The following is a 13558-nucleotide window of genomic DNA, read 5'->3' as shown; positions in this document are numbered from 1 at the left end:
CATCGGCAATTTTGTACAAATCGTCTCATGCAGTCTTCTCCTCAATGCCGATAGAAGAGATGCTTTCTTAGCACATCACAAACAAGGGGGAACGTGATGCGCACTTATCAAACCCGCTGGCAGCGTAGCGCGATGTGTATCGCCGTCGCTGCTGCTTGTGCGTCCAGCTTATCGACGACAATTGGTTGCGCTCGCGGCTCAGCTCGTGAGGTCAGTACAGACCTTTCCAAGCAGGCTTCGGAGTCTGCCATTCGCGCTGAAAGATCTATCGCAGCGCGAAATCAAACGCCAAAAGATGTTAACGAACGAGAATCTCAGGAACCCGCGGGGAAGGTCTTCCTTCCGGGAACCAGTCCGCTTGCGCGGCAGAATCCGCTCGCCAAACTTCTAAAAGAAAATGCAGGACAGTTTCCGTCTGAGGACCCGTTCTTGCAATTAAAAAGAAACCAGGAAGCTGAAGTCGCAGAGAACGACTCGGATGAGAAAATTGTGCTCACAAGGCACTCAAACAATCCCGAGGCACAATCGTCTCTAGAAAGAGAGTCTGTGCAAGACTCTTCTCCCGTCGCAAAACCATTCCCGGCGAAAGCCCAAATCACGCCGGAAAATCAGAGCGTCACGAACCCGTTTGCAGCCCACAGACCAGCTCCAGCCGCTACAGCAGAACCCAAACCAGCCTTGGCATCACCCAAAACGGAAAACGGGCGAATTGCGAAGTCTCTTCCGATGCTTGTTGCGTCTGGCCCAGCATATTCCTCAACCGAACAAAGAGCAGAGTTTCCTCCATCTGGAACAACTGCCACTTTCGGGCAATGGAAAAGCCTGGACGAAAAGCGGACTCCAAGCCAGACTGAGAAATCCAGGATCGCTCAACCTTCCGAACAAGTGCAAGCTCTCGAACAACCACAGGAAGTCCCGCAAGATGAAAATGTGGAGCAGATTAAGCGGATGAAGTCGCTCATTCTGCAAGCAAAGGATCAGCATGCTCGTGGTGAATTGCATGCTGCATACCGAAGCGCTCTGCTTGCCCAGAACATTGTGACCCAAAACGGATTAAAGCTTGGACCGAATGAGGCCAACCCCGATACAATTGCGCAAGAAATTGCCGCAATGATCTGGGGAGCGAACACGCAGAGCTCTCCAAACCAGAAGCCTCGCAAAGAAGCTGAGCTCCCAATCATTCAACCACGGCAGCAACGACAGCCGGTTCGTCATGACCAGGCTTTCACGACTTCGCCAGCCTATCTGAACTGGCAACCTTCCCCACAAATGGAAACCAAGAAAACAGCAGAGAGTTCACCTGCACCACCAACGCAAATGGACTCTACAGACAACAAAGTTGTCTCTGCTCATCACGACAACCAAAGCTCTTCCTCGCAACAACTTGTCCAACAGCTCGTTGGGACGAAAGTCCAGACTGACCAACAAGAGCTTAAGTCCTTGCCAGAGACAGAGCCGAACGCAAGCGCCCTTGCCACATCCACTGGCACTGGAACTTCCTCTGCCACAGCGACAGTGACCACAGCGACAGTGGCCTCACGACCGATGCCGCAGCAGGTTCAAAGCGTCACAAGCGAGACTAAACACTTTGTCGAAACACAAAGCAGGCAGCGTGTCAGTACGGAAAACATCGCTGCTACATCGGCGGCAACGATTGATCTCGAAAACCCTTTCGACGTCGAGTTCAAAGCCCCTGCCTCAGTTTCTCCAATCAGTTCAACAAAGAAAGAGGTTGTCAGCTCACCAGTTAAGAACCTCAAATGGGGAGCGATCGCATTTATCCTCGCGACTCTCTCAACCTTGATTGGTTTGAAAATGAGTAAACCACCGAAGCAGGCAGCTTCAGAGGCGACAGAAGAAACCGACCAAGAGAATGAGGATCGACCTCAACTGAAAATCTCAAAGGCGGCCTGACACGCAGTGGAGTACAAAGCATCGCCAATGATGTTTGACGCAACCGCAAACATCGCTTTCACGATCTTTGAGCCTGCTCGCAGCCATTCAATTTGTGCAACAGCGCACCTTCACTGGTGCGTAACGCACTCTCACTCTGACAGTCAGCCCCATAGCAAGACCTACTGTCACTGAAAACGAGAGAGCTCAAAGTGCGGAGATCAACGGTTCATGCGAACCAGATCACTTTTCACTCTTGACGATTTCTCCGGGAAGTTCAGGACGGTGGCGCTGAATCTGAGCTTTGAAGTCTCCCAGACTTTGCCAGTAGAGCGGCTTGTTGAGATCAACTTCGGTGACAGCTACGGTTCCCCATTCTTTGGCTTGGGCAAGCGGTTTGCCGTCGTGCCCATAAACTGCTGAAATCATCCAGTCTGAAGAAGTGTCGGTGTAGGTGCTGCTGATCACATAAGTGTGATTTTCACAGGCACGAGCACTGCCGAGCATGGGATTGCATCCCCACACAGGCCAGGCAATCACTTCAGCTCCACGATTGCTAAGTTCTCGAGCGACTTCCGGAAAGAAACCGTCGTAGCAGATCATCATCCCAACCTTGCCAAATCGCGTATCGAAAACGGGGTACTCATTCCCCGGCATAATGCCGCCTTCGATTTCTCCTCGTGGCAGAGTCACCTTGCGATACTTTCCGGCGATCTCTCCATCGGGACCGAGAAGGACAGCGACGTTGTACACCAAGTGTTCGTCTCGTTCGAGAAGTCCAGCGACAATGTACATATCGTGCTTTTTCGCCAGCTGCCCAAAGTATTCACTCGATGGCCCCGGAATTGTTTCCGCACACTCAGCGTACGTCTTTCCTGATCCGTAAACTGTGAGTGTCTCTGGAAGGACAACCAGATCCGCCTTCTGCTTCGCAGCATCTTCAATCAAGGGAGCAAACTGCTCTCGCTTCTCTTTGGCAGTTGTCCCGGCACGAGGCCGGTAGTGGACCGTTGCCAATCGAACTTTACGTGGTGCGGGAGGCTCAGTCGGCGCAAGCTTTACGCTACTCCAGGTCACTTTCGAATTCGGTGTGCCCCAACGGTATTGAAGTTCCACAACAGCCTGAGTTGCTTCAGACGGGACACGATAAACAGCAGCGACTTCAGTCCAACCATCCTTGGTGATCCCATCCGCAGGGAACTCCGGCTCCGCGCGCGGTCTTTCACCAGGTCGATACGATGCAAAAGATGGATCGTCTCGAACCACTCGCTGACCGTTTTCTTTCAGCCAATTGATCCGCACAATCACAGCACGGCGTTCAAGATCAACACCGGTGGTCTTCTTCCAGACAGAAAAACGATAGTGCTTGCCACCTTCCACTGGAAACGACTTCTCCCAATGCCCCATCAAGCCCTTGCGGTCATCTGCGGAAACCGACAGGCCAAACTCTCCATTCCGACCGGCTGCTTCCTCATAAGAAAATTCCGGACGAATTTCATCACGCGGTGAAACTGCTTTCCAGCCAGCGGTGTCAACCTCACCCCCAGTCTCACCTGCATGGGTAAATGCCCCAGCGAGAACGATCAAGGCAAAAGAGAGATTCAACGTAAGTTGCAAACGCATGGCAGACCACCATTCAGATAAAGATAATGTTTGTGATGTTTGATCATCCAGCTACAAAACTATGACATTTCCACAGAGAAATGGAAACCGTAATCCCACGAAGGGTTCTTCATCGGAGCCTGAGAAGAACACAAAACTCATACTACATTGTGTCGTCGAGAGTGCAGTCGAGAACCTGGACAGTTCAACGCGTCGAAGCATCACGAGCGAAGATGGCAATCAGGAACGCTGCAAGCAAACTTCCCACAAGATTCGAGACAAGATCCCAACCGGTGTTGATGTACCCGCCAACGTTTGTCTCTGGGACAGTCAGCGTAGCGACAAATTCAATTACCTCATTCAACGCACCGAACCCCATCCCCGCTGCGACACACAACGTCAACAAACCAAACGTCGGGCGAATGTTGGCCCCGTTGGCGTGAAAGGTCCAATGCAATGCCTGCCAGCAGATCCAGGTTGTCAAACCAAACCCGTATGCGTGGACAGCCTGATCAAACTTGAATCTCTCAGGAATGATCCACCAATTGTAAAGAACACGGGAATCCCCAGCTGTCGGCCAGCTGGACGGGACTTCCACCAAGCCGCCGCACATGTGAGCCAGTCCCCACAGAGAAAGCCCCCACAACGCAGCCGGATGCAGTGAAACTCGACGATGCAAAATCAAAACGGGAACAAGGAGAATTCCCATCACCGCCACGTACATCACAAATTCCATCTTCCCGCCAGACAACGATGTCCAGAGAGCCGGCGCGATATACAGAGCGGTAAAGCCGAGGACAGTCTTTTCGTTTTTCAGAAATTGCGACATGGCATTTTAACCGCACACTTCAGGTGTCGGGCGGAGCGTCGTCATTACTCGAACCGGAATGAATACAAGTCACATTCTACGAGCTCAAACTTCAATCGAACAGGCTTGCCAGCCAGCTTTGAGAGATCGGCATCTTTTCGCCACTTCACCTTGAGGTCTATTGAATCCCCGAAAACCGGCTGGCAATCATCGAGGGTGAAACCCTCAAACGGTCTCCCATCGAGGTCTTGAACCTCGACGCGAACTCCTCCGACAGCACTTGTGCTCAGGTTCAAACCAAGCTCTTCACCTTGAAACTGAATCGGCTTGGTCAGAAGCAACCCTTTCTTCGACGTTGCATTCACCGAGACAAATCCATCGGTCCGCAATGTGTAGCGATCACCACTACGATGATAGATCGACATTTCAGTCGGGCTGGTGGGAACCACATTGAGTGCAACATAGTTTGACCGGTTCCGCCAACGAGCAGGGTCCAGCCCCGGTCGAATAAATGCGTGAGTAAACAGCCGATTGTATCTGTCTGTGCCTGCACGAGACGACATAAACAGAATGTCAGTCGCGTTGACATCTTTGGTGTCGTATCCGGGAGCGTCTCCGCGCCCCGGAACAAATCGCGTTGGGAAAGCAACATAGATGTGAGGGGCGCGAAAATACGCTTGCGTTCCGTTTGTATAGAGGTGTTCACCGGGAAGATTCGGAGCCATCTCGACCGGCTTGCTCCAGGTTTCAAAATCGGACGACACCGTTCTGCCAATGCTTCTGAGCCGCTCGGGATTGGTCCAGGTTCTGAAATAGCAGACGTACTTCTGTTCAGCTTCTGACCAGAAGGAGACGTTCGGAGAATCGAAGGCATGTCGCCATTCGGGTTGATAGGGAATCACTTCCGATTTCTTTGTCCAGTGAATCCCATCTGCAGAGACCCACGCAAACAGACCTCGCCCCGGTTTTGTCGTCCCCATTTTGTTTCCCGGTCCGGGATAGCCTGCCAGTGCCTTGAATCGCTCGTCCGGACCGACTCCCTTTCGAGAATCGAGGAAGGGCATAAAGTTCGTCAAGAAAGGTGGCTGTCGAACAAGTATCGCGTTGTTCTCTTTTGAACCGTCAAACTCGCAAAGCCCAAGATTCGGAAACGTCCATTCGTGACCGTCGCGACTTTCCGCATAGTGAACAGTTTCGCCCGGATGTCCGGTATGGAATTCACCTTTATAACTGGGATCGGAACTCCGATAGTATGCCCGCAACAGGTCTCCATCCTTGATGATGGTCACCATGTGACGCTCCGGGAGTGGCGACTTGGGACGAGGCGTTTTGACAGGATGATGCAATTTCAGTTCGGACCCGTCCAGCTTTTCAATCAAGAATCGATCGACAAACAATTCGCGCCGCGAGCCAATCTCTATCACTTCCTCAGCCTTGCAGGGGAGGACTGTTTGAAAATGCAAGCTAAGTAAAGCCCCTAGAATTAAGAATCGATTCATGCCGAGTCCGCCTCATTCAAGAAAGTAAGTTTTGCGATTCGCTACAAAATATGTCCCAACAGTTCACAACTCTTCACCCCGCCATGTGTCGTCACTTTGGGCTCCCCACAAATCGGTCTGCGGAAGCAGAAGCTCCGGAAGATTCCCGTGCGAAATTTCTTCTGGTAATGGGTAGTGACGGGCTGGAACTCCGTAAGCGAGTCTGTCAGGAGGAACATCCTTATTGACAACTGAGCCAGCACCAATCACCGAGTTGCGTCCGATTGTGACACCGGGGCAAACGGTCACTCCACCGCCGATGCTCACATGATCTTCGATCGTCGGCCCTTCCACAGGTGCCGCTCTTCGCATCGGATATTTGTCGTTCATGAATGACGTCCCCGGTCCGATGAACACCATGTTCCCGATGGTCGTCGTGCTTGGCAAATAGACATGTGCCATGATCTTGACACCATTTCCAATCCGCAGGCGACCTTCCAAAGTACACTTGTGATGCACAACACAACGATCACCAATCGTGACCTCAGCCCGGATTAACACTTGATGCCCACATTGAAAACGATTCCCGATCACCGAGCTTGTATAGAGGATACTCCCTGAGCGAATCACCGCATCATCGCCGATCCTTAGCGGAGCGAAGTCTCCCGGGTATCGATATCCCAATGTCACATCCGGGTCGACTTGAGCGTTGCTCCCGATCTCAAAGTAAGCCTCCTCAGACATTATTTCACCTCGACAAATTGGTTCAGAATCTGAATCGCCTCCTGCGCCAAAACATCGCCAGCAGGTTTCTCAAGGGGAGGGCGAAATCGTGTATAGCGATGATGTGAACTCATATACTCCTGACCTCCAATGTTTTCCGAATCGGGAATGTAGCCATGCGAAACGTTCATGTAGCCACACGGAATCGTCAGCGGTAACGGAGAGTTCTCGCGTATCTGTGTTCCCACTCCGTGAAACGGTTCGCACGGCATCCCCACGATCCCGACATCACCAATACGGAGCACAGCGATCTCCATCTCCAGATTCTTTTCAACAGTCTCCGTTGAACCAGTCTCATGGAGAACGATCCCCCAAATGTTCCATGGCCGAACCAGCTCGACCATCTTTGCCCGAAACGCTGGCGACAATGCTTCAGGGAAATTGAGCCCCACACAATTCAGCATCTCTTCGTCTCCAGCTTTTGCTCGCGAGATAAAATCATCCATCTCTGCGAGTTCTGCCTCAAGCAACTTTCGTGCTGGGACCGGAGCGAGTGGAACCTTCACAGTCTTTACTTGAAACGCAAGTTCTGAACTCTTCGAACGACGCAGGCTTTTCATCGCATCAAGGTAGCTCTCCGCCAGCATTTCACCAAATTCAGTCGACCGCTCCACACCGCCAAAGAACATCTCCTTCGAGTTGATGTCTCCGGCACAACCTTGCAGAAAACCGACCGGGACTGCGTTCGGGATTGAGGAACGTTCGCTTCGCAATTTGGCTGCAAGAATATCACAAGCGACCTGAGGCCACTCACCGAAGATGATTGTCTTTTCAGGATTATAGGCCGTGACCGGATGGCCGGTGAATTGGGCAAACGCAGCGACCGGCTCATCCTGATGATTCTTCAAGACAATCAACGGAGCGCATGTCTCAATCTCTCCTGAAAAGTCATCCCCGAGAAGTTCTCTTTCTTTCTCTCGAATGAAGTATGAGGAGCCATCTTCACGAAGACCTTTACGATTATATGTGATGCGGTCCTCGCGACCTTCCCCCCACCAGATACTCACTTCTTCAAGCATCTCTGGAAGTCGCTTTGCATGCTCCCGCATCGACTTGAGAAACTCTTTTCCGACGGGAAGCAACTCCGCGGGCGGGGGGCTTTCGCTGTACGCGTTGTACATCAATACACCGTTCTCAGCGAAAGAAACGCTGCAATGATTGTGAGATGTCATCAACAGCACTTGCGAAACGGGAAGCCCCAAGTCTTTAGCAATGGTTTCCCGGAAGAGATCACTCACATTGACCGGAGTACTCGGCCCAAAATGTGTGGTGATCAGGCAGACCCTGATCGCATCTGATTCAAGTAGCAACAGAGTTGTCTTCAGCGGTCCAACAACTTCAACGGCCTTCTCTTTCGTGCGATGATCGGTCATCGCTCCCAAATCAGGAGTGATTTCGAACTCGGAAGCGGCAGCTCGTAGCCCGAAGCTTTGCCCATTCTGATTTGATGCTTCACTTTGCATTGGAGAATACTTCTTTAGAGCATCTTTCGAATTGGTTTGCAGGTTCTGCCTCGTGGCGAACAGTATTTTTACTAAAGAAATGCTTTCTTCACGGGCACACGGTAGAGCAAACTGCTCTAGAGGGCTGTCTCGTCCATATTCCTGGGATCACAAAATGTCCTCTTTCAGCACACTTACTGAAAGCTCCTCTCAAGCACCCGATGAGTCAATCTGGCTTTTCGTGCACTTGTCATGCTGTTGCACAGTTTGATACTGTTGTTGCGATATATTCATCTTAGGAGAGCGAAATCGATGTCGCAACCCGTTGGAACATTAGTCAAAGCTATGGACGTCCTCGATCTTCTGGGCGAGGCGGCCCCCATCGGTGTCAATGAGATCAGTCGCAAACTCGGAATGGACAAAAGTACCGTCTCGCGACTCCTCTCAACGCTGAGGTCTCGAGACTATGTTCGACTGTCACCGGATCAGACAGGCTACGACATTGGGCTTCGCATCTTCGAATTAGGCAAGTCGATGCAGGAGCGGATGCCGGTCCGGGAAACTCTCATCCCGCATGTCGATGCTCTGGCCGAGAAAACCGGTGAGACCGTTTTTGCGCTACACTACAGCAAAGGGCTCGTCGCTTACCTGTACGATTGTGTCTCATCTCAAGACATTCGACTTGGAGAGCGGACTGGCCTACGCGTGGCACCTTGGAATCACCCTGCCGGTAAAACGATTTTGGCATTCCGTGGTCGTGATGAAGTCATGGACAAGTTCGCAAGTCGCAGGCGAAGCTCCCGCGCAGGATTACCGACGATCAAAGAGTTTCTCAAAGAGATGGATCGCATTTCACATCAAGGGTACGACGAACAACGCGACGAAGAAAAATGTCTCATCAGCGTTCCGATCCTCAACGAAACCGGCAATGTCAATGCAGCGTTGATGGTCGGAGGACCAATCTTTCGCATGGACCAGAAAAGAACTCAACCGTTGGTTTCACTTCTCAAGAAACATGCAGCGGAAGTCTCTCGCTCCCTCGGTTGGATGAAACAGAAAAAGTCCGATCGCCTTGCAGGAGTGCTTCAAGCTGATTCGAGCACCTGAATTCCATACATATCTGGAGAACCCCATGACACGAAAGATGCCTTCACTCTCCTCCGATTTCGCAGGAAGCGTGTCAGCCGCGATCGGTTCGCTGCTTCTTATGGGCGGTCTCATTTCCTCTCAACTATTCGCACAGGAAGCAAAATCGAGCGACGACTATTTCGACGAAACGAAAGTGGTCACGCTGTTTTCTTTCGACGACGTCTCAATACCGTTCACTCAGAATCTCAAGTTGCAAATGCGGTCCGCCAAACGACACGCAGCGAACCCGGTGGTTCAACGCGGTGAAGATGGATCGACTGATTCATGGGCAGTTCAATTTTATGGTTCCGTCATTCGGGTCGATGACAAGTACAAAATGTGGTACGTGTCGGTGGGTGACGAACGATACGACAAGACGCTTCCCCGATCCGAGCCATGGAAGGTCGCCTATGCAGAGAGTGACGATGGCGTTCACTGGACAAAACCGAACCTCGGACTGGTCGAGATCCAAGGAGACAGCAACAACAATCTGGTTTTGATGAAGCCGCACCTCGGAACTCTCAACGTTAAAGTGCTGTACGAACCAGATGAACCGAACCCGGATCGTCGATACAAAATGGGAGCCCACGTCTGGTTTCCGAAGAATGACGTACGGCTGGGGGCATTTGCTCCGTATGTCAGCCCAGATGGAATCAACTGGAAACTGCTCCCACAAACAACACCCGTCAATGCGGAGTTCCCGGAGAAAGATCTTGTCTTACCCGCGCTGCATATCGAGCCGGTTGGGGGAATGTTCAAATGGGACGGCCTGTACCGTATTTCTGGACAGAACGCTATCGCCGCTGCGCGTCCTTATCATGGTCGAGTTTCAAGAGAATTTATCTCGGGCGACTTCGAGAACTGGAGTCAAGCAAGCGCCATTTCGATGGTTCGAACTCCGCAACATACATTGCTCGGGCCGGGACGTAGCCGCGAAGGAGAACAAACTCACGAAGGAATCAGCGTCTGGAATCGCAACAATGTGTTACTCGGCATTTCGGGTCTCTGGCACGGCACAGCTGAGTGGAAAGGTGTCACTATTGATCTCGGCTTTGTCGTCAGCAACGACGGCGTCAACTTTCGCGAGCCGCTTCATGACTGGACATTCTTAAAGCGGGGCAAAGATGGAGCCTGGGATCAAGGTGGATTGCTGCAAGGGCAAGGATTCGAAAATATCGGTGAGCAAACGTTCGTTTACTATGGTGCCTGGGACCCGCGCGGCTGGGAGAAATCCCCCAAGCGTGGCGGTGTCGGAATCGCGACTGTGCCGCGAGATCGATTCGCTGATTTGAGCGTCGATACCACGACGACCGGCTCAGGAAATTACCAAATGCCCAAAACTGTCAGCGAATTCCTGACGAAGTCTATCGACATCGCGTCGGACACATCTTCCAGGTTCTACCTCAATGCTGACGGCCTCGGTGATCAGGCGGTTCTAAAGATTGAACTCTTAGATCACAAACTCGTCCCGCTTCCGAAATACTCAGGCAAGCACGCCGCAATCGTCAGAACAAACGGATTCCAAACTCCGATCACCTGGGGAGAAGAAACCAGCCTCAGTAATCTCCCCAACCGAGTCCGCTTCAAAGTCACCTTCGAAGGTCAAAAGAAAACCGACATCCGCTTCAACGCTCTTTATATCAGAAGCGAAACTCAGAAGGTCGAACACTAGAGCAGTTTGCCAAGACGATTTAGAGCAGTTTGCTCTACCGCTTGCCCGTGAAGAACGCATTTCTCTAGTAAAAATGCTGTTCGCCACGAGGCAGAACCTGCAAACCAATCCGAAAGATGCTCTAGCGAAGCCGATTGGCCTCTCCGAAATTGCGCCATGCTCACCGCGCGAAGCACGATGAGCATGAATGGCAACCAAAGCGACAAGTCTTCATAGCTCTTGAAAGGAAGGCAGAAGACTCCGCCAAAAACAGCTGGTTATTTAATCGGTAACTCGTAGCTGACAGCGCCGATTGCTTCACCTTTTTTAGCGTCAGCATAATGAGCGTGGCACATGATGCATCTTTCCATGACAACTGGAACAGCTGTCATGGCTTGGAGATATGGCTTTCCGTCCTTGTATGTCACTTCTTCAACATAAGTTTTTCCAGACTTGATCGCCTTGGCAGCTTTTTTCTCGAAGTCGTTTTTTGCAACGTTCTCAGGTTCGTATGGGTCGCCAGTGAGGTCGATCAGACGGACATCATGAAAACCTGTTTTACTGACTCGTCGAAAGAGTTCGACAGCAGCACTTCCTGCAGCGAAGTCATCCTCATCATGAACGTACTTATCCGTCACAAGAACGATTGTCTGTTTGTAGATATCGTCCAGCATCTTGACTGTATCGCGGGTTCGCTTCACGGCAGCTTGTGGAACTTTTCCCTCACCTGAGTCTGACTTTGTCGTCGCCGTTTTTTTGTCGGACTTGTCACTCTTTTTCTCGTCAGCAACTCCAACCGCAACAACTGCGATTCCAAGCGCCAGGATACCACCGGAAATGAGCGAATACTTCATGATCTTTACTCCACAATACGATGTGAAAACAAATAGATGGCTGTCTAAGCCGTTAGGGCACTCGATTCAAAGTACGGCATTTCGGTGCAACGTTCCCACCACGTGATGCACTAAGACTTCGAACAATAAGAGGTTTGAGTACCTCTCAGCATCATTCAGAGCGAAGGTTTTCTCATCGCCTGAAAGAGCACTTCAGTTTTCGAATTCAGCTCTTAGCCAGCACCACCCGGCCTGCTCAAAACTCAACACCTCACCCAGCAGATGACCAGATGACTAAGCGCCCACAAGGATCACTCCTTGAGAGGCATTACCGAATTGAGCCGCAACTGCGTGCCTGGTCATTCACCAAAAACAAGCAGAAGAGATATCGCGTTTTTAAATTAGACATGCGAGTCCGATTTGTCAACTGAACCAAAGAAACCAATCGACCTGATGGCATAGATCACCTCAATTCCGCTCAGATAAGCAACGAATTGACTCGGCTGACAGAAAGTCTCCGGCGGTCGTAAACCTTCTGCAGACCGAGTTTTCCACTCAACAACGTCCAACGATTTCGCACAGTGGCGATCGGGCCAGCGGCAAAGATCGTGGACACATTTCCAGATGTTACTTGTTCACTTCAACTTCGACATCACCATTGGTGCGATCTCGTTCAACTTCGATCTCACCTCCCGGAGTTTCGATGTCGAGGACCTTTTCTTTCGTGTCGCATCCGGATAGGAAACCGACACTCGTCGCCAAACAAGCAGCCGCGAAAAAGGCTGAACATTTCTTATAAAACCGCATGATGATCTCCTGTTAGTTTTTAATTTTTCCTGGATACCAAGCCCCACATTCGCAGGAGGCTTCGCCGCTCTTTCACAATGAATCACGACGTCTATCCAGATCTGCCAACTCATAGACTCTTGAAAGAACAGTCTCGCAACTGGTGTTCCAATCGAAACTGCAAAACAAAACTGACAGGCGATTCCAACCGCACGGTGAGTCTGCTTCACTCACAGGCTGCGACCTGTCACGAGGTTTTTCACCAGAGGATTTCCAACTCTCTGCTAAGGCACAGCGGACAACATCTGTATGAATTACGCGTGAAATAGCATCAGTCGAACTGGTGTTGCGCTGTATCTCGTGGCGAACAGAATTTATACTGGAGAAACGCGTTCTTCACGGGCACACGGTAGAGCAAACTGCTCTAGTAAAAGCGTTTGAACAGAAGATTACCAACTGGTCGAAAATAACCAGTTTGATCGCTCAACGAGCACGCGACTGTTTATTCGCCACCCCTCTCACACATCACTCAGCGAGTTCGCATCGAAGCGATTTCGATCCTGTTTGCGTTGTCCACCATATGTTTTTGCACGTGATGAACCATTCACCGCAACGACACAGAACGGGAACATCTTTCTCAGAAATCCTTTACGACCCCGGGCGACGTTTCTTCTTACGCTTTCGTTGAGGCGAGTCCCGTTGGCTGCTGCTCTGAGTGTTCCCCTTCTCTGACTTTCGCTTAGCCCGATGCCTGGCATAAGGATCGTCAAGATGGCCTTCCATCGACTTAAGACCGAACCCAAAGAAAAGAGCAGCCCCCTCTAAGGCGATAATCGTACTCAGTAACCAAATTCGATTCCCGAGATGCCAGCCGATGACGGAAAAGAGATTGGGAAGTTGCTGTACCGCCGTGACTACGAACTGAATTAACGCGCTGATCAAAATTCCAATCGCAGAAATTCGAGTCATCCGCGGGGGGCGGGAAGACTCATCGAATGAGAAAACCGTATGCGCCTCGACATAAGAGGAAGCCATCGCCCCCCAGCCCATCACGGCAATCACGATCATGATCCCAATCACAACGTGAGTGATCGAGACGCCGTCCGGATCGTTCTGCTTTTTCTTTTTGCTCAACTGAAACGCCTCATCAACTC

At 51.2% G+C, this 13558-nt stretch carries 11 protein-coding genes; 3 read left to right on the top strand and 8 right to left on the bottom strand.

Annotated elements, in window-relative coordinates; genetic code table 11:
• The first annotated feature begins 96 nt into the window (after nt 1-96).
• Nucleotides 97-1914, top strand: a complete 1818-nt coding sequence (locus ACN0YR_RS02715; protein WP_417847664.1) for a hypothetical protein — start codon at nt 97-99, stop codon at nt 1912-1914.
• A gap of 222 nt (nt 1915-2136) precedes the next feature.
• On the opposite strand, the gene ACN0YR_RS02710 is transcribed toward ACN0YR_RS02715, so the two are convergent.
• From ACN0YR_RS02710 to ACN0YR_RS02690, 5 genes are all read right to left on the bottom strand, one after another.
• Nucleotides 2137-3516, bottom strand: coding sequence for a carbon-nitrogen hydrolase family protein (locus tag ACN0YR_RS02710; RefSeq protein WP_417847663.1), 1380 nt, complete (start codon nt 3514-3516; stop codon nt 2137-2139).
• A 184-nt stretch (nt 3517-3700) separates the two neighbouring features.
• Entirely contained in the window at nt 3701-4324 is a 624-nt protein-coding gene (locus tag ACN0YR_RS02705) for a hypothetical protein (protein ID WP_417847662.1), read from the bottom strand.
• A 44-nt stretch (nt 4325-4368) separates the two neighbouring features.
• Nucleotides 4369-5802, bottom strand: coding sequence for a hypothetical protein (locus ACN0YR_RS02700; protein WP_417847661.1), 1434 nt, complete (start codon nt 5800-5802; stop codon nt 4369-4371).
• Nucleotides 5803-5865: 63 nt separating this feature from the next.
• Nucleotides 5866-6525, bottom strand: a complete 660-nt coding sequence (locus ACN0YR_RS02695; RefSeq protein ID WP_417847660.1) for an acyltransferase — start codon at nt 6523-6525, stop codon at nt 5866-5868.
• Complete coding sequence (locus ACN0YR_RS02690) at nt 6525-8027, bottom strand: hypothetical protein (protein ID WP_417847659.1); 1503 nt, start codon at nt 8025-8027, stop codon at nt 6525-6527. The genes ACN0YR_RS02695 and ACN0YR_RS02690 overlap by 1 nt, the downstream gene beginning before the upstream one ends.
• A gap of 291 nt (nt 8028-8318) precedes the next feature.
• Between ACN0YR_RS02690 and ACN0YR_RS02685 the strand changes: the two genes are divergently transcribed.
• Nucleotides 8319-9113: an IclR family transcriptional regulator gene (locus tag ACN0YR_RS02685; RefSeq protein ID WP_417847658.1), complete on the top strand. Its 795-nt coding sequence runs from the start codon at nt 8319-8321 to the stop codon at nt 9111-9113.
• Between the two features lie 25 nt (nt 9114-9138).
• Nucleotides 9139-10806 (top strand): hypothetical protein, encoded by a 1668-nt coding sequence (locus ACN0YR_RS02680; protein WP_417847657.1) that lies wholly within the window; start codon nt 9139-9141, stop codon nt 10804-10806.
• Nucleotides 10807-11063: 257 nt separating this feature from the next.
• Here the strand turns inward: ACN0YR_RS02680 and ACN0YR_RS02675 are convergent, their stop codons facing one another.
• The 3 genes from ACN0YR_RS02675 to ACN0YR_RS02665 all read right to left on the bottom strand — a co-directional run bounded on the left by ACN0YR_RS02675 (nt 11064) and on the right by ACN0YR_RS02665 (nt 13538).
• Entirely contained in the window at nt 11064-11639 is a 576-nt protein-coding gene (locus tag ACN0YR_RS02675) for a c-type heme family protein (RefSeq protein ID WP_417847656.1), read from the bottom strand.
• 606 nt (nt 11640-12245) lie between these two features.
• Nucleotides 12246-12425 (bottom strand): hypothetical protein, encoded by a 180-nt coding sequence (locus tag ACN0YR_RS02670; protein ID WP_417847655.1) that lies wholly within the window; start codon nt 12423-12425, stop codon nt 12246-12248.
• A gap of 627 nt (nt 12426-13052) precedes the next feature.
• Nucleotides 13053-13538, bottom strand: coding sequence for a hypothetical protein (locus tag ACN0YR_RS02665; RefSeq protein WP_417847654.1), 486 nt, complete (start codon nt 13536-13538; stop codon nt 13053-13055).
• Nucleotides 13539-13558: the final 20 nt, after the last annotated feature.

It is taken from the genome of Thalassoglobus sp., from assembly GCF_048270125.1.
Lineage (GTDB): Bacteria > Planctomycetota > Planctomycetia > Planctomycetales > Planctomycetaceae > Thalassoglobus.
This window is presented reverse-complemented; position numbering and strand designations above follow the sequence as displayed.